This window comes from Mesorhizobium ciceri biovar biserrulae (assembly GCF_001618845.1).
Lineage (GTDB): Bacteria > Pseudomonadota > Alphaproteobacteria > Rhizobiales > Rhizobiaceae > Mesorhizobium > Mesorhizobium ciceri.
Genome location: NZ_CP015064.1, coordinates 1907542 through 1928953, shown reverse-complemented (window position 1 = coordinate 1928953; position 21412 = coordinate 1907542). Strand labels below are relative to the sequence as shown.

General features: G+C 62.3%; 17 protein-coding genes. 7 read left to right on the top strand and 10 right to left on the bottom strand.

Features of this window, described 5'->3' with window-relative positions:
* Window positions 1-2: 2 nt before the first annotated feature.
* From glgA to A4R29_RS08560, 7 genes are all read right to left on the bottom strand, one after another.
* Window positions 3-1448, bottom strand: coding sequence for a glycogen synthase GlgA (glgA, locus tag A4R29_RS08590; RefSeq protein WP_063171713.1), 1446 nt, complete (start codon window positions 1446-1448; stop codon window positions 3-5).
* A gap of 3 nt (window positions 1449-1451) precedes the next feature.
* Window positions 1452-2717 (bottom strand): glucose-1-phosphate adenylyltransferase, encoded by a 1266-nt coding sequence (gene glgC, locus A4R29_RS08585; protein WP_013532699.1) that lies wholly within the window; start codon window positions 2715-2717, stop codon window positions 1452-1454.
* A gap of 52 nt (window positions 2718-2769) precedes the next feature.
* The gene (gene glgB / locus A4R29_RS08580) at window positions 2770-4983 is read right to left on the bottom strand and encodes a 1,4-alpha-glucan branching protein GlgB (protein ID WP_063171712.1); all 2214 of its coding nucleotides are present in this window, start codon (window positions 4981-4983) and stop codon (window positions 2770-2772) included.
* Between the two features lie 107 nt (window positions 4984-5090).
* The gene (locus A4R29_RS08575) at window positions 5091-7559 is read right to left on the bottom strand and encodes a glycogen/starch/alpha-glucan phosphorylase (protein WP_063171711.1); all 2469 of its coding nucleotides are present in this window, start codon (window positions 7557-7559) and stop codon (window positions 5091-5093) included.
* 232 nt (window positions 7560-7791) lie between these two features.
* Complete coding sequence (locus A4R29_RS08570; RefSeq protein ID WP_224621066.1) at window positions 7792-8601, bottom strand: ATP-binding cassette domain-containing protein; 810 nt, start codon at window positions 8599-8601, stop codon at window positions 7792-7794.
* On the bottom strand, window positions 8577-9638 hold the full coding sequence (locus A4R29_RS08565; RefSeq protein WP_013532703.1) for an ABC transporter permease: 1062 nt from the start codon (window positions 9636-9638) through the stop codon (window positions 8577-8579). The genes A4R29_RS08570 and A4R29_RS08565 overlap by 25 nt, the downstream gene beginning before the upstream one ends.
* Window positions 9639-9797: 159 nt before the next feature.
* A complete protein-coding gene (locus A4R29_RS08560) occupies window positions 9798-10775 on the bottom strand; it encodes a sugar ABC transporter substrate-binding protein (RefSeq protein WP_395316708.1) in 978 nt (325 codons plus the stop codon).
* Window positions 10776-11044: 269 nt separating this feature from the next.
* On the opposite strand from A4R29_RS08560, the gene A4R29_RS08555 reads away from it, so the two are divergent.
* The 4 genes from A4R29_RS08555 (at window position 11045) to A4R29_RS08540 (ending at window position 15027) form a co-directional block, all read left to right on the top strand.
* Window positions 11045-12271, top strand: coding sequence for an ROK family transcriptional regulator (locus tag A4R29_RS08555; protein ID WP_024503692.1), 1227 nt, complete (start codon window positions 11045-11047; stop codon window positions 12269-12271).
* The gene (locus tag A4R29_RS08550; protein WP_063171710.1) at window positions 12271-12717 is read left to right on the top strand and encodes an RbsD/FucU family protein; all 447 of its coding nucleotides are present in this window, start codon (window positions 12271-12273) and stop codon (window positions 12715-12717) included. The genes A4R29_RS08555 and A4R29_RS08550 overlap by 1 nt, the downstream gene beginning before the upstream one ends.
* A complete protein-coding gene (locus A4R29_RS08545; protein ID WP_063171709.1) occupies window positions 12714-13637 on the top strand; it encodes a carbohydrate kinase family protein in 924 nt (307 codons plus the stop codon). Before A4R29_RS08550 ends, A4R29_RS08545 begins: the two co-directional genes overlap by 4 nt.
* Before the next feature lie 247 nt (window positions 13638-13884).
* Complete coding sequence (locus A4R29_RS08540) at window positions 13885-15027, top strand: DegT/DnrJ/EryC1/StrS family aminotransferase (RefSeq protein ID WP_063171708.1); 1143 nt, start codon at window positions 13885-13887, stop codon at window positions 15025-15027.
* 14 nt (window positions 15028-15041) lie between these two features.
* Here A4R29_RS08540 and cysQ read toward each other — a convergent pair whose 3' ends face one another.
* The 3 genes from cysQ to cysD are packed head-to-tail and all read right to left on the bottom strand — an operon-like array spanning window position 15042 to window position 18689.
* Complete coding sequence (cysQ, locus tag A4R29_RS08535) at window positions 15042-15833, bottom strand: 3'(2'),5'-bisphosphate nucleotidase CysQ (RefSeq protein WP_024503689.1); 792 nt, start codon at window positions 15831-15833, stop codon at window positions 15042-15044.
* 10 nt (window positions 15834-15843) lie between these two features.
* Complete coding sequence (gene cysN / locus A4R29_RS08530; protein WP_024503688.1) at window positions 15844-17781, bottom strand: sulfate adenylyltransferase subunit CysN; 1938 nt, start codon at window positions 17779-17781, stop codon at window positions 15844-15846.
* A 2-nt stretch (window positions 17782-17783) separates the two neighbouring features.
* On the bottom strand, window positions 17784-18689 hold the full coding sequence (gene cysD / locus A4R29_RS08525; protein WP_024503687.1) for a sulfate adenylyltransferase subunit CysD: 906 nt from the start codon (window positions 18687-18689) through the stop codon (window positions 17784-17786).
* On the opposite strand from cysD, the gene A4R29_RS34085 reads away from it, so the two are divergent.
* Genes A4R29_RS34085 through A4R29_RS08510 form a run of 3 tightly spaced genes read left to right on the top strand, consistent with a single transcriptional unit; the run spans window position 18683 to window position 21404 of the window.
* Window positions 18683-19177 carry a hypothetical protein gene (locus A4R29_RS34085; protein ID WP_145923744.1) on the top strand — a complete coding sequence of 165 codons (495 nt, stop codon included), beginning with the start codon at window positions 18683-18685 and terminating at the stop codon, window positions 19175-19177. The genes cysD and A4R29_RS34085 overlap by 7 nt on opposite strands.
* Window positions 19174-20472, top strand: coding sequence for an O-antigen ligase family protein (locus tag A4R29_RS08515; protein WP_063171706.1), 1299 nt, complete (start codon window positions 19174-19176; stop codon window positions 20470-20472). Before A4R29_RS34085 ends, A4R29_RS08515 begins: the two co-directional genes overlap by 4 nt.
* On the top strand, window positions 20469-21404 hold the full coding sequence (locus A4R29_RS08510) for an NAD-dependent epimerase/dehydratase family protein (protein WP_063171705.1): 936 nt from the start codon (window positions 20469-20471) through the stop codon (window positions 21402-21404). Before A4R29_RS08515 ends, A4R29_RS08510 begins: the two co-directional genes overlap by 4 nt.
* The last annotated feature ends 8 nt before the right edge of the window (window positions 21405-21412 follow it).

The window sequence follows — 21412 nt, the reverse complement described above, 5'->3', positions numbered from 1 at the left end:
CTTCAGGCAACCCTTTTCGAAAGCAGCGAACGATAGAGTTCGACGTATTTTTCCGCGCTCTTGTCCCACGACACATCGGCTTTCATGCCCTGGCGCTGCAGTGATTCCCAGACCGTCGGACTGGCATGGGCGTCGACGAGGCGGCGGATAGCGTGCAGCAAGGCGCCGCCATTGTTGGGCGCGAACTGGAAGCCGGTGGCGACGCCGGCAGAGACGGCAGCCTCATTGGCGTCGATGACCGTGTCGGCGAGGCCGCCGGTGCGGGCAACCACGGGCACGCAGCCATAGCGCAGGCCGTAAAGCTGCGTCAGCCCGCACGGTTCGAAGCGCGAGGGGATGACGATGGCGTCACAGCCGCCCTGCATGATGTGCGACAGCCCCTCGTCGTAGCCGACGACGACGCCGATGCGGCCGCGATGCCGGGCGGCAGCGGCAAGCAGCGCGCCTTCGAGACCGGCATCGCCCGATCCCAGGATGGCGAGCCGCGCACCCGTCGCGACAATGCCGTCGACCACCAGCGCCAATATGTCCATGCCCTTTTGCCAGGTCAGGCGGCTGACCACGCAGACGATCGGGCTGTCATCGCGCTCAAGGCTGAAGCGATCTTCCACGGCAGCCCTGTTGGGTGCGCGCGCCTTCAGCGTGCTGCCCGTGTAGTTGGACACCAGATGCTTGTCGGTTTCCGGATCCCAGATGCCGGTGTCAATGCCGTTGACGATGCCATAGAGATCGCTGGAGCGCATGTTGATGAGGCCGTCGAGGCCCATGCCGAATTCGGGCGAGCGGATTTCCTGCGCGTAGGTCGGACTGACCGTGGTGATCGCCCAGGCGGCCTGCAGGCCCGCCTTGAGGAAGCCGACACCACCATAATATTCGACGCCGTCGAGCGCCATCGCCGCCGCCGGCAAGCCAAGCTCGCCGAAAATGCCGGCGCCGAACTGGCCCTGGAAGGCGAGGTTGTGGACGGTCATCATCGAAGGCACGCCCACCGCCTTGCCATAGCGCATATAGGCCAGCGTCATCGCCGACTGCCAGTCATGGGCGTGCACGATGTCGGGCTGGTAGCCCGAGATGGCGCCGCCGGCGATGTCGCCGCCGACCTGGCTCAACGCCGCGAAACGCCGCCAATTGTCTGGCCAGTCGACGCCAGTCGCATTGCCATAGGGGCCGCCGGGACGGTCGAACAGATGCGGCGCATCGAGCACGAACAGTTCGAGCCCGGCGAGTTGGACGGAATGGACAGAGGCCTTGCCGCCCTGCAGCAAGGGGTATTGCAGAACCGCCCGCTTTTTCTTGAAGGCAGCCATGACGGTCGGAAAGCCGGGCATGAGCGTGCGCACGGTCACGCCCTTGGCCGCCAAGGCAATGGGCAGCGCGCCGGTCACGTCGGCAAGCCCACCGGTCTTGATGAGCGGGAAAATTTCCGGCGTGACCGACAGAACCTGCATGCGTCAGAGCCCCAGCTTGTCGATCATGTCCTGGGTGACCAGGCAGATGCCCTTTTCGGAAACGCGGAAGCGCTTGGCGTCGAGAATAGGATCTTCGCCGACCACCAGCCCTTCCGGTATCCTAACACCATGGTCGATGACCACGCGCTTCAACTTTGCGTTCCGGCCGACATGAACGTCGGGCAGCATGACGACTTCTTCGAGCGTCGAATAGGAATTGATGCGCGCGCCGGTGAAGATCAGGCTTTTTTTCAGCGAAGCCCCCGAGACGATGCAATCGCCCGAAACCAGCGAAGACACAGCCGAACCGCGGCGGCCATCCTCGTCATGCACGAACTTTGCCGGCGGCTTCAATTCGGCATAGGTCCAGATCGGCCAGTCGCGGTCGTAGAGGTCGAGTTCCGGCGTGATATCGGTCAGGTCGATATTGGCTTCCCAATAGGCGTCGACCGTTCCGACGTCGCGCCAGTAGGCCTCGTTCTCGGCGGTCGAACGGACGCAGGACTTGGCGAAGCGGTGCGCGATCGCCTTACCGTGCTGGACGATATAGGGGATGATGTCCTTGCCGAAGTCGCGGCTCGAGCCCGGCTCGGCCGCATCGCGGCGCAACTGCTCCATCAGAAACTTGGTCTTGAAGACGTAAATGCCCATCGAGGCCAAGGCAAACTCCGGCTTATCGGGAATGCCGGGCGGATCGGCGGGCTTTTCGACGAAGGCGATGATGTTGTCCTTGCCATCGACATGCATGACGCCGAAGCCGGTGGCTTCCATGCGCGGCACTTCGAGGCAGCCAACGGTGACGTCGGCATTGGCGTCGACGTGCTGGCGAAGCATCATCTCGTAGTCCATCTTGTAGATGTGGTCGCCAGCCAGGATGACCATGTATTCGGGTCCGTAGGCCTCGATGATGTCGATGTTCTGATAGACGGCGTCAGCCGTGCCCTCATACCACTGCGTTTCCGAGACGCGCTGGCTGGCCGGCAGGATGTCGAAGCTTTCGTTTCGCTCGGGGCGCAGGAAGTTCCAGCCGCGCTGCAGATGACGGATCAGCGAATGCGCCTTGTACTGGGTGGCAACGCCGAGGCGTCGAATGCCGGAGTTAAGCGCGTTGGAGAGCGCGAAGTCGATGATGCGCGTCTTGCCGCCGAAATAGACGGCCGGCTTGGCGCGCCGGTCGGTCAGTTCCTTGAGGCGGCTGCCACGGCCGCCGGCCAATACATAGGCCATGGCATCGCGCGCCAGCGGCTGGGTCCGTTTCAAGTCTGCCATTTCTACCCTCCCAAGTTACTCGATCTCGACATGTTACTCAGTGTCGATGGGTTCAGTCGGCGACGAGCTCGAGCATGATCGTGGACAGCGGCGGCAAGAGCATCGTCGCGGCGATGCTTCCTTCCTCCGCCCGTGCCTCGACCATGCCGCCATTGCCCTTGCCGGAACCGCCATATTCAGAAGCGTCGGTGTTGATGATCTCGCGCCATTTGCCTGATGTCGGCAACGGCACGCGATAATTATCGCGCGGCACCGGCGTGAAATTGGAAATGACGGCCACCGGGCTGCCGCCCGGCGCGCTGCGCAGCCAGGCAAAAACCGAATTCTGGCTGTCGTCGACGATCAGCCAGGAAAACCCTTCCGGTTCGCAGTCGCGGCCATGCAGCGCCGGGCGCGAACGGTAGAGATAGTTGAGATCGCGCACCGTCTGCCAGACGCCGCGATGCGGCCTGAACTCCAGCAGATTCCAGTCCAGCGCGCGCGCCTCGCTCCATTCTCGGCGCTGCGCGAACTCCTGTCCCATGAACAGCAGCTTCTTGCCGGGATAGCCCCACATGAAAGCGTAGTAGGCACGCAGCGTCGCAAACTTCTGCCAGTCGTCGCCGGCCATCTTACCGAGCAACGTGCCTTTGCCGTGCACGACCTCGTCATGCGAGAGCGGCAGCACGAAATTCTCCGAGAAGGCGTAGGTCAGGCCGAAGGTGAGGTCGTTGTGGTGGTGTTTTCGGAAGATCGGCTCCTTGGAGAAATACTCCAGCGTGTCGTGCATGAAGCCCATATTCCACTTGAAGCCGAAGCCGAGGCCGCCTTCATGCACCGGTGCCGAGACCTTCGGCCATGAGGTCGATTCCTCGGCGATGGTCATGACGCCCGGATGATGGCCGTAGACCTCCTTGTTCATCTTCTGCAGGAAGCTGACCGCCTCGAGATTCTCGCGGCCGCCCTTCTCGTTGGGGATCCATTCGCCGGCTTTGCGCGAATAGTCGAGGTAGAGCATCGAGGCGACCGCGTCGACGCGCAAACCGTCGACATGGTATTTCTCGGCCCAGAACAGCGCATTGTTGACCAGGAACGACACCACCTCGCGGCGGCCGAAATTGTAGATCGCGGTGTTCCAGTCGGGATGAAAACCCTTGCGCGGATCGGCATGTTCATAGAGCGCGGTGCCATCGAAATTGGCCAGGCCATGCGCGTCGACCGGGAAATGTGCCGGCACCCAGTCGAGGATGACGCCGACGCCGGCGCGGTGGGCGCCATCGACGAAACGCGCAAAGCCGTCCGGGTCGCCAAAGCGGGCCGATGGCGCGTAAAGGCCGGTCGTCTGGTAGCCCCAGGACGGGTCGTAGGGATGTTCAGAGATCGGCATGAATTCGATGTGGGTGAAACCGGTCTCGACCACATAGGGGATCAGCCGGTCGGCCAACTCGTCCCATGACAGGAACGTTCCGTCGTCGCGAAGCTGCCAGGAGCCGGCATGGACCTCGTAGATCGAGATGGCTTCTCGCCGGTGATCGGCATTGCGCCAGAAATTGCGATGCGCCTCGTCGCCCCACTCGTGCGCCGGCGGCACCGCCACGACCGAAGCAGTAGCCGGACGCAGTTCGGATTTGAAGGCGAACGGGTCGGCCTTCAGCGGCAGCCTCACACCATCGGGGCCGATGATCTCGTATTTGTAGGGTCGTCCGGCACCGATGTCGGGTACGAACAGTTCCCAGATACCGGTGTCGCGCCGGTCTCGCATGGTGTGCCGGCGGCCGTCCCACTCGTTGAAGTCGCCGACCACAGAGACGCGCCGCGCATTGGGAGCCCAGACGGCGAAATGCACTCCGGTGGCGCCTTCGTGATCAATGACATGGGCGCCGAGCTTGTCGAACAGCCTGAGATGCGAGCCTTGGGCGATGTAGTAATCGTCCATCGGGCCCAGCACCGGACCGAACGAATAGGGATCGGTCAGCCACCAGTCGCCGCCGGCGTTCCTGGCATGATAGCGCAGGGGTTGCCGCTTCTTGATCGAGAGCTTGCCTTCGAAAAAGCCGCCATCGTCGCGCCTGGACAGTTCACCCGCGATGGTGCCGGTCAGCGTGTAGGCGGTGACGAATTCGGCATTCGGAACAAAGCACCGGGCATACAGGCTCTTGCCGACCTCATGGACACCAAGGACGGCGAAGGGATCTCCGTGCGTGCCGGCAACAATCGCCGCGACATCGCCGGCTGGCGCCAGTCCATCCGGCCCGCTTGTCGCAGCGGTCGCGCGCGGCTTCTTCATCAGGCAGTGTCCCTCCCCGGGCACCAAGTGTTTGTTTCTAGTGATGTGAATCCGACATTCAATTCACATCACCGGGACCACATTGTTTGCGGCCTCATGCAATCACATCAGACAGGCACGTTCCAGATTTCTTTCGCATATTGGCGGATCGTGCGATCGGAGGAGAACCAGCCGACACGCGCAACGTTGCGGATTGCCCGGGCGTACCAGTCGGGACTGTTGCGCCAGACCGCATCGACCTCGCGCTGGGCGGCGGCATAGGCATCGAAATCGGCGGCAACCATGAACCAGTCGCTGTTGTAGAGACCGTTGATGAGATCGCGGTAACGCTCCGGATCGTCCGGCGAGAAGACGCCTGACGAAACAGCCGCAACCGCTTGCGCCAGCTCAGGCGAGCCTTCGATGACGGCGCGCGGATCGTAGCCGTTGTTGCGCCGCTCGGCGACCTCGGCGGTGGTCAGGCCGAAGATGAAGATGTTGTCGTCGCCGACGCATTCCTTGATCTCGACATTGGCGCCGTCGAGCGTGCCGATGGTCAGCGCACCGTTCAGCGCGAACTTCATGTTGCCGGTGCCCGACGCTTCCATGCCGGCGGTCGAGATCTGTTCGGACAGATCGGCGGCCGGCATCATGATCTCGGCAAGGCTGACATTGTAGTTCGGCACGAACACCACCTTCAGGAGACCGCGCACGGCCGGATCGCGGTTGATGACCTTGGCGACATCGTTGGCGAGTTTGATGATCAGCTTGGCATTGTGGTAGCTGGGCGCCGCCTTGCCGCCGAAGAATTTCACGCGCGGCATCCAGTCGCGCTCGGGATGCGAGCGGATCTGGTCGTAGAGGGCGATCGCCTCGAGGATATTCAGAAGCTGGCGCTTGTATTCATGGATACGCTTGATCTGGATGTCGAAAAGCGCCGAGGGATCGACCTTGATGCCGAGCCGGTCGGCGACGAGGTTGGCCAGCCGCGCCTTGTTGGCTCGCTTGACGGCGGCGAACTTGTCGCGAAAGGCGGCATCGCCGGCGAAACCGTCGAGATCCTTGATGGCGTCGATGTCATCGAGAAAGCGGTCGCCGATCGCCTCGCGGGCAAGCGACGTCAGCCCGGGATTACACTGGATCAGCCAGCGCCGCGGCGTGATGCCGTTGGTCTTGTTGTTGATGCGATCGGGATAGAGCTTGTGCAGATCGGCGAACACCGTCTCCTTCATCAGGTCGGTGTGAAGCGCCGAAACGCCGTTGATCGAGTGCGAACCGACAAAGGCCAGATTGCCCATGCGCACCCGGCGGTCGCCATTTTCCTGGATCAGCGAGATGCGGCCGATCTGCTCGTCCGAGAACTGGTTGGACGCACGCGCCTCCAGAAGCACTTCAGCGTTGATGGCATAGACGATCTGCATGTGGCGCGGCAAAAGCCGCTCGAACAGCGGCACCGGCCAGCTTTCCAGCGCCTCGGGCAGCAGCGTGTGGTTGGTGTAGCCGAAGGTGCGCTGGGTGATGTCCCAGGCCTGATCGAAGTCCATGCCGTGGACGTCCATCAACAGGCGCATCAACTCCGGCACAGCGATGGCCGGATGGGTGTCGTTCAGGTGGATCGCAGCCTTGTCGGGCAAGGACTTCAGGTCGCCATATTGGCTGAGATGGCGCTGGACGATGTCCTGCAGCGATGCGGTGGAGAAGAAATATTCCTGCCGAAGCCGCAGTTCCTGCCCGGCCTTGTGGGAATCGGCGGGATAGAGCACGCGCGACAAGGCATCGGCCTTGTTGCTTTCGGCGAGCGCGCCGATGTGGTCGCCGGCATTGAACTTGTCGAGCAGGATCGGATCGACCGGCATGCCCGACCAGAGCCGCAGCGTGTTGACGCGGTTGGCCCGCCAGCCGACGACGGGCGTATCATAGGCGACGGCCAGCACATGCTCGGTCGGCTTCCAGACATGGCGTTCGAGGCGGCCGTCCTTGGAGGTGATCGATTCCACCGAACCGCCGAAACCGACCTCGAACGAGCGCTCACGGCGTTCGAATTCCCACGGGTTTCCGTGATCGAGCCAGGTTTCAGGCAATTCGACCTGCCAGCCGTCGTGAATCTCCTGGCGGAACATGCCGTTGGCATAGCGGATGCCGTAGCCATGCGCGGGAATGTCGACGGTCGCCATGCTTTCCATGAAGCAGGCCGCAAGCCGCCCGAGGCCGCCATTGCCAAGTGCGGCATCCGGCTCGAGTGCGGCGATGAGATCCAGATCGACGCCCAGGGACGACAGGGCCTCGCGCATGTTGTCCATCAGGCCGAGATTGGAGAAGGCATCGCGCATCAGGCGGCCGATGAGGAACTCCAGAGACAGATAGTAGACGCGTTTTTCCTTCTGATCGTACGCCTCCTTCGTCGCCTGCATCCAGCGATCGACGATCCGGTCGCGCACGACCTTGATCGAGGCGGTCAGCCAGTCGTACTGGGTCGCAACGGTGGTATCCTTGCCGACCCGGTATTTGAGGGCCACCAAGACTTCACGTGCGAGTGTCTTGGGATCAGGATTTTCGAGCAGTGGAGGAAGGGGGTCGGATGTCATCGCGCTCGTCATGATGCCTCTCGTGCGGTTGCCATGATCATACCGGCTTTCATCGCTCCTCCCAGCCCATGCTAGCTGATACCGCTATATATTCAATCGATTTAAACAAGCCCGAACCGGCACGCCCCCTGCGGCAATTTGGCAATTCGCAAGTGTAACGCGCCAAGACGGTCGCGCGACGCGCTTCAAATTCCTGTTCCGTGCTTGCCGTGCCGCCAACCCTCCAGCACTTGGACGACATGTATCAGGCCGCCAGCGCTGCCTCGGGCGGAACCTTTGCTCCGGTCATGAAGGCCACGGCATCGGACATCGTATATTGCTTGGGATCGATGACGCAGAGGCGACGGCCGAGCCGGTGGATGTGAATGCGGTCGGCCACTTCGAAGACATGCGGCATGTTGTGCGAGATCAGCACGATCGGCAGGCCGCGCTTCTTGACGTCGAGGATCAACTCGAGCACGCGGCGGCTTTCCTTGACGCCAAGGGCGGCCGTCGGCTCGTCCATGATCACCACACGACTGCCGAAGGCGGCCGCGCGCGCCACCGCAACGCCCTGCCTCTGGCCCCCCGAGAGCGTTTCCACAGCCTGGCTGATGTTCTGGATGGTCATCAGGCCAAGCTCGGTAAGCTTGTCGCGGGCGCGCTTTTCCATCGCCGGACGGTCGAGCATACGCAGCCAATCGCCCAGAAAACCCGGTTTGCGGATCTCGCGGCCAAGGAACATGTTATCGGCGATCGAGAGCGCCGGCGACAGTGCCAGATTCTGGTAGACGGTCTCGATGCCGGCTTCGCGTGCCTCCATCGGCGATTTAAAGGCGACGGGTTTGCCTTCAAGCCGGATCTCGCCTTCGTCGGGCACGGCCGCGCCGGAAATCGCCTTGATGAGCGACGACTTGCCGGCGCCGTTGTCGCCGATGACGGCGAGGATTTCGCCGGGATAAAGGTCGAAGTCGGCATTGTCGAGGGCGGTGACACGGCCATAGCGCTTGATCAGGCCACGCGCGGTGAGGATGGGTTCCTGGGTCATGGTCATGCCGACACCTTTCTGATCCATTGGTCGACTGCCACGGCGCCGATGATCAGCACACCGGTGAGCAGCACCTTCCATTGCGGATCGGCGCCCAGCATGTTGAGGCCCATGGAAACGACGCCGACGATCATCGCGCCGAACAGCGTGCCCAGGATGGAGCCGCGTCCGCCGAAGAGGGAAATACCGCCGATCACCGTCGCGGTGATGGCCTGCAGATTGTAGTCGGTGACGGCAGCCGACGGCGAGATCGAGCCGTTGCGGCCGATGGAGACCCAGGCCGCGAAAGCGGCGATCAGGCCGGCCAAGGTGTAGACCGTCATCAACACCTTCTTGGTCTGGATGCCCGACAGCTTCGCCGCCTCCTGGTCATCGCCAACGGCGTAGACATGGCGGCCCCACGCCGTGTGATTGAGCACGTACCAGAGGATCATCACGAGCAGGACCGTGGCAATGACGCCGAGCGTCAGCACCGCAGTGCCGACCTTGAAACTGATGGCAAAGAGATGCAGCAGCGGCGCCTGGGTATCGACGTCGGTGTCGCGGATCGTCTCGTTGGCCGAATAGATGAAGTTCGTGGCCATGACGATGTTCCAGGTGCCAAGCGTCACGATGAAGGGTGGTAGCTTCATGTAGGCGACAAGCACCCCGTTGAGCAGCCCGCAGGCGGCGCCGGCGGCAAGCCCGATCGCCACTGCGAGCGCGCTCGGCATGCCGTAGGAGACCGCGCAATTGCCCATGATCACCGCTGAAATCACCATGATCACACCGATCGACAGGTCGATGCCCGCGGTCAGGATGACCAATGTCTGCGCAGCCCCCAGAATGCCGATGATGGCGATCTGCTGCAGGATAAGCGTCAGCGTGTAGGACGAAAAGAAACGCCCACCGATGGTGATGCCGAAGACGATGATCGCCAGAACCAGGACGATCAGCGGCACCGCGGCCGGCGTCGAATGCAAGAAATGCTGGATACGCTTGACGGCCGATTTGTGCTCGTCAAAAGCAGCAACGCTGGTGTCGCTGCTCGAGAGAACCTTCTCGAATTCCTGAGCTTGAGCCATGTTTTCTCCCCGTAGGCTTCAGCCAAACGCCGACGCCAGTCCACGCCTTTCCGGTCTGCTGCCGGGATTGTTCGCGGTCACGCGAGCCATCGTCCACCCGAAGCAGCCGGGGATCAAGCCCCGACCGCTCAGGTTCCTTGGATGCCGGTCAGAACGGCATCAGCCCCAGCACTTGGCGAGGCCTTCCTTGGTGTCGATGGACTTGACGCCGGTGGCCGGCTTGTCGGTCACCAGGTTGACGCCGGTGTCGAAGAAGTTCTTGCCTTCGGTCGGCTTCGGCTTGGTTCCGTCCTTGGCAAAAGCGGCGATCGCCTCGATGCCGAGTGCAGCCATCTGCAGCGGGTATTGCTGCGAAGTGGCGCCGATGACACCTTCGGCCACCGACTTCACGCCGGGGCAGCCGCCGTCGACGGAAACGATCAGCACCTGGCTTTCGAGGCCGACAGCCTTGAGCGCCTGGTAGGCGCCGACAGCGGCGGGCTCGTTGATGGTGTGGATGACGTTGATGGTGTTGTCCTTCTGCAGGAGGTTCTCCATCGCCTTGCGGCCGCCCTCTTCGTTGCCGTTGGTGACGTCATGGCCGACGATGCGCGGATCGGTCTCGTCGCCGATCTTGTTGGGATCTTTTACATCGATGCCGTAGCCCATCATGAAGCCCTGGTCGCGCAGCACGTCGACAGTCGGCTGCGAAGGCGTCAGGTCAAGGAAACCGATCTTGGCGTCCTTGGCCTTGTCGCCCAGCGTGGCGGCGGCCCAGGCCCCGATCAGCTTGCCTGCCTCGAGATTGTCCGTCGCGAAGGTCGCATCGGCGGCGTCGATCGGATCGAGCGGCGTGTCGAGCGCGATCACCAGCAGGCCGGCATCACGCGCCTTCTTCACGGTCGGCACGATGCCCTTGGTGTCGGATGCGGTGATCAGGATACCCTTGGCGCCGTCGGCGATGCAGCTTTCGATCGCCGCGACCTGGCTCTCGCTGTCGCCGTCGATCTTGCCGGCATAGGTCTTGAGGTCGACGCCGAGTTCCTTGGCCTTCGCGGTCGCGCCTTCCTTCATCTTGACGAAGAAGGGATTGGTGTCGGTCTTGGTGATCAGGCAGGCGCCGACACCGGCCGCGGATGCGGACGAGGCAAACGCCATCAGCCCCAGAGCCGCGGCGGCAAACACGGTCGATTTCAACAATTTTGTATTGGTCACGATTTTCCTCCCAGTGGAACCATTCCGATGCCGGCCAACCGGCACCTGCAGCGCATCCAACGAAATTCTCCCAGCGTGGACGCTGCCTTAACAGACACCAGGCCGAAGCCCCTGTCAATAATTAAATCACTCTTATTTATTATTGACAGCATTGCTTCGTTCACCCATTCTGGCCCAAAAGCATTGAGGGGAAACGACGGGAGAGGAACAGGGTGGAAACGGCCATTGCGAGGCACGGTTCGCCCGAGGTGAATGACAGTCTCATTCACCGCGGCACCAACCAGAGCGGCATGCGCGACCACAATGAGCGGTTGGTGCTGTCGCTGGTGCGTCAACACGGCAGCCTGGCAAAATCCGACATCGCCCGCATGACCGGACTTTCGGCGCAGACGGTTTCGGTCATCATGCGCGAGCTGGAGGAAGAAAGCCTCCTGCTGCGTCAGGCGCCGTTGCGCGGCAAGATCGGCCAGCCTTCCATCCCGATGGCGCTCAATCCCGAAGGCGCTTTCTTCATCGGCCTGAAGATCGGCCGCCGCAGCGCTGAACTGGTGTTGATCGATTTCCTTGGCAATGTCCGTTCGATGCTGCAGCATTCCTATCGCTACCCGGCGCCGCGCGAGACGGTGGACTTCGTCAGCAACGGCATGCGGCAGATGCGCGGCGAGCTCACGCCCGCGCAAGACAAGCGCATCGCCGGGCTGGGCATCGCCATGCCGTTCGAATTGTGGAACTGGGCCGATACCGCCGGCGCCCCGCGCGACGTGATGGACGAATGGCGTCACCGCGACATCAGGGCCGACATCCAGGCGCAATGCGATTTTCCGGTCTATTTGCAGAACGACGCCACGTCGGCCTGTGGCGCCGAACTCGTCTTCGGGCAGGCGGGCGCTGCGCGTGACTTCGTCTATTTCTATATCGGCGCCTTTGCCGGTGGCGGCATCGTGCTGAACGGCCGGCTTTTTGGCGGCCCGACCGGCAATGCCGGAGCGCTCGGCTCCATGCCCGTGCCCGGGCCGGACGGCAAGCCGACCCAACTGATCGATGTCGCTTCCATCGCCATGCTCGAAAAGGCGCTCAATGCGCGCGGCATCGAGGCCTCGCATCTGTGGACCTCGCCGGAAGACTGGGGCGAGATCGGACCCGAACTCGACGGCTGGATCGCCAGCGCCTCAAGGGCGCTCGCTTACGCCATCGTCGCCGCATCCTCGATCATCGATTTCGAAGCGGCGGTGATCGACGGCTGGATGCCGAAGGCGGTGCGCCGCCAGCTGGTCGACGCCATCATTGCGGCAATCGCCACGATCGACGGCGAAGGCTTGAAGCTGCCCGCCATTCGCGAGGGAACCGTCGGTATCCATGCCCGGGCGCTCGGCGGCGCCAGCCTGCCACTTTCCGAACGCTTCCTGATCGGCTCGACGACGATTTCCAGGAGCGCCTGATGCTGATCGGAATCCCGGCGCTGCTCGGTCCGGAACTTCTGGCGATCCTGCGCGGCATGGGCCATGGCGACGAAATCGCCCTTGTCGACGGAAACTATCCGGCGGAACAGCAGGCAACCCGACTGATACGCGCCGATGGCCACCCTCTTATCCCGGTACTCGACGCGATATTGAGTGTCCTGCCTGTCGATGACGCCGTGCCGGAGGCGCTGTTTCGCGCCTCGGTCCGAGGCGATCCCTCGCTTGCCGATCCTGTCCATCATGAGATCGAAGCGATCTGCGCCAAACGGGCGCCAGGCCGCAAGGTGGTTGCGCTGGCCGGCGCCGACTTCTATGCACGGGTCAAATCGGCGCATGCCATCGTCGCGACAAGCGAGCCGCGGCTCTACGCCAACATCATCATACGCAAGGGCGTGATCTATCCGCCGGAGACCAAGAAGCCATGATCCTCTGCTGCGGCGAAGCCCTGATCGACATGCTGCCGCGCACGACGACAGCGGGCGAGCCGGCCTTTGCGCCTTATGTCGGCGGCGCCGTGTTCAACACGGCAATCGCACTTGGCCGGCTCGGCGCGCCGGCCGGCTTCTTTTCCGGCCTGTCGTCGGATCTGTTCGGCGGCCAATTCCGGGATGCGCTTGGGGCGAGCAAGGTCAGTTCCACCTATGCACACACCTCGCCACGGCCAACCACGCTGGCCTTCGTCAAGCTCACCAACGGCCAGGCGACGTACACTTTCTATGACGAGAACACCGCCGGACGCATGCTGACGATCGACGATTTGCCGCAGCTCGGCAACGAGATCGAAGCCATGCTGTTCGGCGCCATCAGCCTGATTTCCGAGCCCGCCGGCAGTGCCTATGAAGAGTTCATGCGGCGCGAGCATGAAAGCCGCGTCATGATGCTCGACCCCAACATCCGGCCGAACTTCATCCCGGACAAGGCCAAGCACCTCAAGCGCATTCGCACCATGATGGCGATGGCCGACATCGTGAAACTGTCGGACGAAGACCTGAACTGGTTCGGCGAAGCCGGCTCGCATGAGGATGTCATCCGCAACTGGCTGGACCGCGGCCCGAAGCTGATCGTCGTCACCCATGGCGGCGAAGGCGCGATCGGCTACAGCAAGGAGCACGCCGTCACGGTGATGCCCGAAAGGGTCGAGGTGGTCGACACGGTCGGCGCCGGCGACACGTTCAACGCCGGCATCCTCGCCTCGCTGCATGAGCAAGGCCTGCTGACGAAGGCGGCGATTTCCGGACTGTCGGAAGACGCCATCCGTAAGGCGCTGGCGCTCGGCGCGAAGGCGGCGGCAGTGACCGTGTCGCGGGCCGGCGCCAATCCACCCTGGCGACATGAAATCGCCTGAGCAACGCTCAACATAAGTTGAGCCCAATCGATCACTTTATGTTTCGCAGGGGCTCTTTCCAAGGCTATAAGGGCGGGATGGCGCCCGACGAAGCCCGGATTTCCGGCATCTGACTGACATTCGCCGGGAAAACTGGTAACGGACTGCGACACTTCCGCAATTTAGGGCTCCGCCTGCCCGGCTTTCTCGGCAAGCGCAACTCTGGTACCAGCGGCCGATTATCTGGCTAACCCATTTTGAGGCCGACATGCAGTTCATCGATCTTGGCGCGCAGCGCGAACGAATCCGCGACCGGCTGAAGGCCGCGATCGACCGTGTCGTTGACGAGGGCCGCTATATTCTTGGCCCGCAAGTCACCGAATTCGAGAACAAGCTTGCCTCCTATATCGGCACCAGGCATGTCGTGGCCTGCGCCAACGGCACCGACGCGCTGCTGTTGCCGCTGTTTGCGGCCGGCGTCGGCCCGGGTGACGCTGTGTTCGTGCCGAGCTTCACGTTCGCCGCCACCGCCGAAGTGGTGGCGCTGGCCAAGGCCGAGCCGGTGTTCGTCGATGTCGACCCGCACAGCTACAACATCGACATTGCCAGCCTCGAAGCGGCCATTGCCACGATCAAGAAGGAAGGAAGGCTGAAGCCGAAGGCAATCATTCCCGTCGATCTGTTTGGCCTTGCCGCCGATTACGAGGCGATCATGGCGATCGCCAACCGCGAAGGCCTGATGGTGATCGAGGATGCCGCCCAGTCGATGGGCGGTTCGCTCGACGGCAAGATGTGCGGCTCCTTCGGTGCGGTCGGCTCGACCAGCTTCTATCCGGCAAAACCGCTTGGCTGCTACGGCGACGGCGGCGCGATGTTCACCAATGACGATGCGCTGGCCGAACAGCTTCGCTCGTTCGCCTTTCATGGCAAGGGCGAGACGCAGTACGACAATGTCCGCGTCGGCATCAATTCGCGGCTCGACACGATACAGGCGGCGATCCTCATCGAGAAGCTGGCCATTCTCGAAGACGAGATGGTCGCCCGGCAGGTCGTGGCAAAGCGCTATGCCGATGGGCTTGGCGACGTCGTTACCGCCGCCCGCAATCTGGACGGCAGCCGTTCGGCCTGGGCGCAATACGCTATCGAGACGCCGAAGCGCGACGGGCTGAGGGCGCATCTCGGCGAAAAGGGCATTCCGTCTGTCATCTACTATGTGAAGCCGCTGCATGCCCAGGTCGCTTATCGCGACTATCCGCGTACGCCGACCGGCCTTGCCGTTTCGGAAGACCTGCCGAAGCGGATCCTGTGCCTGCCGATGCACCCTTATCTCAGCGAAGCCGACCAGGACCGCATCATCGAGACGATCCGCAACTATATAGGCTCGAATTCGGCGCAGGCAGCGGCCGAGTAAGCTACCGGGCCTTCTCAGGCGGGGCTGACCCCTGCCCCGCCGCTGGCAATGAAATGCGGATTGGCGAAATCCTCGTCGTCGCTTTGCCGGCGCTTCCCATAGACCAGAGGCTGGCCATCGAGCGTGCGCGTCATGCCACCGGCGGCGCGCAGGATGGCGTCGCCTGCCGCCGTGTCCCATTCCATGGTGCGGCCGAAGCGCGGATAGACATCAGCCTCGGCACTGGCGAGAAGGCAGAATTTCAAGGACGAACCGACCGAGACGATTTCGGCGGCACCAAGGTCGCGAATATAGGCCTCGGTTTCCGGCGTGTTGTGGGAACGGCTGGCGACGACGGCCAGCGGCGCCACGGCCGTTCTCACCGAGATCGGCCGGCGGCCGACGATCTGGTAGCCGCCATCGATCTCGAGAGATTCCGCCCTTCCCGGCAGGCCGGAAAAGAAGCGGCCCGTGCAGGGCGCAAAGACGACGCCGACCTCCGGCACACCATCGCGAACCAGCGCTATGTTGACGGTGAAATCGGTGCGGCGGTTGACGAATTCCTTGGTGCCGTCGAGCGGATCGATCAGGAAGAAAGCCCCATTTAGGTCGGGCGGCACGATACCGGCGGAAGCTTCTTCCTCGGCCACGCAGGGGATATCGGGAAATGCGGCACGCAGTCCGGCGAGAATGATCTTTTCGCTCTCGCGGTCCGCCTCGGTCACCGGCGAAGCGTCGGACTTGCGGTCAACCGCACAGCCGGCGTGGAACACGCGCATCACCTCGCGCCCGGCCGACAAGGCCAGGCGCTCGAAGATTTCAAGCATCAGCCTGTCGTCAGATGCCGCCGCCGCTATCGTATTGGTCTTCGGCAATGTCGCGCTCGTTCAGCCAGTGTTCCAGGGCGTCGACCATCTCTTCGGCCGATTTGCCGAGTGTCTGCAGATGGATCTCCGGGGTTTCCGGCGCTTCATAAGGGGAATCGACGCCGGTGAAATTCTTGATCTCGCCATTCAGCGCGCGCGCATAGAGGCCCTTCGGATCACGCCTGGCGCATTCCTCGAAGGGCGTATCGACGAACACCTCGACGAATTCTCCGTCGGCCATCAATTCACGTGCCATGCGCCGTTCGGCGCTGAACGGCGAAATGAACGAAACAATGACGATCAACCCGGCATCGGCCATCAAACGCGCCACCTCGGCGACGCGGCGGATGTTCTCGACGCGATCGGCATCGGTAAAGCCAAGATCGCGATTGAGACCGTGACGGACGTTGTCGCCGTCGAGGATATAAGTATGACGGCCGGTGGCGAACAGCTTCTTTTCGAACAGGTTGGCGATGGTCGACTTGCCGGATCCCGACAGCCCGGTGAACCAGAACACGGCGGGCCGCTGGTTCTTCATGTCGGCGCGCACGCGCTTGCCGACATCGAGCGACTGCCAATGGATGTTTTCGGCGCGGCGCAGCGAGTGCAGGATCATGCCGGCGCCGACCGTGGCGTTGGAGATGCGGTCGATCAGGATGAAGGCGCCGGTTGTGCGGTTTTCGGCGAAGGGATCAAAGGCGATCGGCGTCCGCGTCGAGATGTTGCAGATGCCGACTTCGTTCATTTCGAGCGACTTGGCCGCTTCATGGGCAAAGTCGTTGACGTTGATCCGGTATTTCAGATCGGTGACGGTGGCGCTGGTCTGGTCGGTCTCGGTGCGCAGGATGTAGGAGCGGCCCGGCAGCAGCGCATGCTCGTCGAACCAGACGATGTTGGCGGCGAACTGGTCGGCGACCTGCGGCCGTGCGGCAGGCGAAACCAGCATGTTGCCGCGCGAGATTTCGACTTCGTCGTCGAGGACGAGTGTGACGGCCTGTCCGGCAGCCGCCTGGGCGAGATCGCCGCCATACGAGACGATCCGCTTGACGCGCGAGGATTTGCCCGACTTGGCGACAACGACCTCGTCGCCGGGCGCAACCGAGCCGGAAGCGACCGTGCCGGCAAAGCCGCGAAAGTCGAGATTGGGACGATTGACATACTGGACCGGGAAACGGAACGGCAGTTCGACCATCGCTTGGTCGACCGACACGGTTTCGAGATGCTCGATCAGCGTTGGGCCGGAATACCATTCCATGCTTTCCGACCGACGGCTGACATTATCGCCATAACGGGCCGACATCGGGATCGGCACAATCGTCTGGAAGCCGAGATCGCGCGAGAATTGCCCGTAGTCTTCGACGATCCGGTCGAAAACCGTCTGATCGAAATCGACAAGATCGATCTTGTTGACGGCCAGCACGACGTGGCGGATGCCGAGCAGCGAGGCGATGATCGAATGTCGCCTTGTCTGGCGAAGCACACCCTGCCGGGCATCGATCAGCACGATCGCCAGGTCGGCGGTCGAGGCGCCGGTGGCCATGTTGCGGGTGTATTGCTCGTGGCCAGGTGTGTCGGCGACGATGAATTTGCGCTTCGGCGTGGCAAAGAAACGGTAGGCGACGTCGATGGTGATGCCTTGCTCACGCTCGGCCTCGAGGCCGTCGACCAGCAGTGCGAAATCGATGTCGTCACCCGTCGTGCCATGCTTGCGCGAATCGCGTTCGAGCGCGGCGAGCTGGTCCTCGAAAATCTGCTTGGTGTCGGACAGCAGGCGCCCGATCAGCGTCGACTTGCCGTCATCGACCGAGCCGCAGGTCAGGAAGCGCAGCAGCGACTTCTTCTCCTGCGCCGCCAGATAGTCGCGAACGCCGTCGGTGGGGGCGAGGCTCTTTGCCATGATGTGGCGCATGGTCAAAAGTACCCCTCGCGCTTCTTCTTTTCCATCGAGCCGGCTTCATCGCGGTCGATCAGGCGACCCTGCCGTTCGGATGTCCGTGCCGTCAGCATTTCGCCGACGATGGCTTCCAGCGTGTCGGCCTCCGATTCGATGGCGCCAGTCAGCGGATAGCAGCCAAGCGTGCGGAACCGCACGAGCCGGTTCTCCACTGTCTCGCCGGGGCGGAGTTTCATGCGCTCGTCGTCCCGCAGGATCAGCATGCCGTCGCGTTCCACCACCGGCCGTTCCTTGGCGAAATAGAGCGGCACGATCGGGATACTTTCCTGCAGGATGTACTGCCAGATATCCAGCTCGGTCCAGTTCGACAGCGGAAAGACGCGGATCGATTCACCCGATGCGATGCGGGTGTTGAATATCTTCCACATTTCGGGGCGCTGGTTCTTCGGATCCCACACATGCTGGGCATTGCGGAAGGAAAAGATGCGCTCCTTGGCGCGCGATTTCTCCTCGTCGCGGCGTGCGCCGCCAAAGGCCGCGTCGAAGCCGTATTTGTCGAGCGCCTGGCGCAGCGCCACGGTCTTCATGACATGGGTGTGGGTGTTCGAACCATGGTCGAACGGATTGATGTTGTCGCGCACGCCGTCTTCGTTGACATGAACCAGGAGATCAAAGCCGAGTTTCTGCGCCATCTGATCGCGAAAGGCGATCATCTCGCGGAACTTCCACGTCGTGTCGACGTGAAGAAAGGGAAATGGCGGCTTGGCGGGATAAAACGCCTTCATCGCCAGATGCATCAACACGGATGAATCCTTGCCGACCGAATAGAGCATGACCGGCTTGGCAAAGGCGGCCGCAACCTCGCGGAATATATGGATGGACTCGGCCTCAAGCCGCTGAAGATGCGTAAGCGCTGTTGTCATGGACCGTGGGCGTTCTTTCGTATTTCCAACAGAAGACCTTGCCTCAAATCATCGAGCTTTTGCGCCCGGTTCGAGCCTTGTTTCTGGACAATCTTCCTCGTGCCGGCGTTCTAGCAGATCGCCGTTGTCAAGAACAATGCAAGACTGGCCCGGCCGCACATGGTTCGAGAATGAATTTTCCACAGATACCATCAAACCCGGAAATTCCTGCCCGCAAGCTCAACAACCGAGAAAACACGGGGAAAATATTGCTTGAATGGCCGGCTACGGCTTTCAAGCGACTTCCCTTGGCCGACCGTCGCCTGCCGCCGATTTTCGGTGGCAATCCACCAGATACACTATCGAAAACGGGGGGCGGCCGCTATACCAGCTTCGGCAGCGGGCAAGCGCTTTATGAGGCCTGGGCAATTTCGAGGCGAGCGCATTCAACTTCGCTAAACAAGATCCGCCGCATGACACTTGCCGAAAACAGCGAGCCCGAAAATTGAACCGGCTTTCATCCCTCACACAGCAATTCTCGCCTTCGCGGATCAACAACTACTTCTCCATCCTTTGCTTCTTTTTTCCACCGGTTCTGGGGTCGGTGGTCAGCTTTGTGTTCAATTGCGGAGGCCTTTCGTCCGCCCTGCTGATTGCTTTAGGGAAAAGGCGCTTCAACGCCGACCGGCCCATGATCTGGATGACGGTCGCGATCTATGCCTACTGCGCCGCCAATCTCCTGGCGTCCATCGTCAACAACTCGTTTGTCCGGGATGCGCCGCATCTTATCCCGCTCGTCACCTTCCTGTTTTTTCCCGTGTCCTATTCGACCTGGAGCAACACGCAGAAAACCACGCTTGCCCGCATCGTCGTGCTTTCCAGCATGGCCGCCTGTTTTGTCGCGCTGCTCATGGCCGTCATCCAGCAATATTGGATTGGCGTCAGGGCGGAGGGGGGAGCCGGAAATCCGATCGTCTTCGCAACCGTCGTCTGCCTTGCCGTGGTGACGTGTGTGGCTGGCGCCTTGTCCAGTATTGAGCAAGCCCGGACACCCCTCTTCTACGCGACACTGGCCGGGACGATCGCCGTCATCTATTCCGGCTCGCGTACCATCTGGCTGGCACTGCTGATTGCCGGCATAGCCGTCATGTTGATCAACCGGCACAGGCTCAGGGGCAGGAATGCCGTTCGCCTGCTGCTGCTGCTGGCGGCAGTCGGCGTCGTGATCGCCGCTTCCAGCTTCCAGGCGATATCCGGGCGGGTCGACTTTTTGCGCTCCGATTGGGGTGCGCTTGGAGCTAGCGGCAACTACGACACCTCGTTGGGAATACGTGTTGCGCTTTGGGAGATCGGCCTCAAAGCATTCCATGACATGCCACTGTTCGGGCACGGGGTGGGTGCAACCCAGCTTCTGATCAAACAGGGCTTTCATGAGCAGTTCGCGATGGACACAGGCTTCAACCATTTCCACAACGGCTTCCTGACCGCCTTGGTGCAAGCAGGAATTCTGGGCGCCGTGACGCTGGCAGCGATCTTTATCGTTGCCGCTGGAAATGCCGCCCGGGTCTTGCGAAACAGCAGCGATCCGAACGAGCGGTTCGGCGCCACCATGATTGTCGTCGTGGTGATCACCTATCTGACGGCCGGAATGACAGGCATCCTGGTCGGCCATGACATTCTGGACTCGGTGCTGATGGTCTTCCTGGTGAGCGGAACATATCTCGCCTCCGGACGCCATGTTCCTTTGCTGGACGAGCCGGCACTTGCACCAGTCACGCAAGACCTGTCTCGGGCAAGGCCATGAAGGTTCTGGTCACGGGCGCGACAGGTTTCATCGGGCGTCTTGTCGTGCGCCACTTACGCGAAGCCGGTGCCGAGCTTCGCCTCGCCTCCCGCCATCCCGAGAGGCTTGGTTCGGAGAACGAGGCTGTGCCGATGCCCGGCTTCGATGCGCCGGCCGCCGCCTTTCTGGAACTGACCCGGCATATGACTGACGTCGTCCATTGCGCTGGCCTCAACAATGATCGGGGAAATGCAACCGAAGCCGATTACCAGGCGGCCAATGTGGAACTGAGCGCAAGGCTGGCGCATGCAGCGGCGGCCCAGATAAGCGGACGTTTCATTCATCTCTCCTCGATCCGGGCGGTGATCGGCGCGCACGTCAGCGCAACGATCGACGAGGACACGCTTCCTGCCCCACAATGCGCCTATGGACGCTCGAAGCGCGAAAGCGAGATCACGGTTTTGGACGCCTATGCGTCGCATGGCCGCTCCGACGCCGCCGTGTTGCGCCTGCCTCCGGTCTATGGAAGCGGCATGAGGGGAAATCTGGCAACGCTGATGCGCCTTGCCGATACGCCGCTGCCGCTGCCGACGGGTGCCTTGACCGGAATCCGCTCGCTGATGTCTTCCGAGGCCGCGGTGCGAGCAGTGTCGCACCTGCTCAGCCATTCCGGGCCGCTTCGCCCGATCTATGTCGGCGCCGATGTGCCGCCGGTCGCCGTCGACGCCGTCATCACCGCCTTTCGCAGAGGTTTGGGGCGGCCTGTGCGCCTGATGGCGGTGCCGGCCGGGCTGATACGGCCGGTGGTGGCCGCACTCGGCAGGCGGGCGTTCTGGGACAGCCTGACCGCCACACAGATATGCGACCCCGCCCTGCTGGTATCGCAGGGGTGGACGCCCGAAGCCGGCACGCTTGAGCGGCTGGCCGAGCTGGCGCGGCTCAGCAGATCCTGACTTTCTTG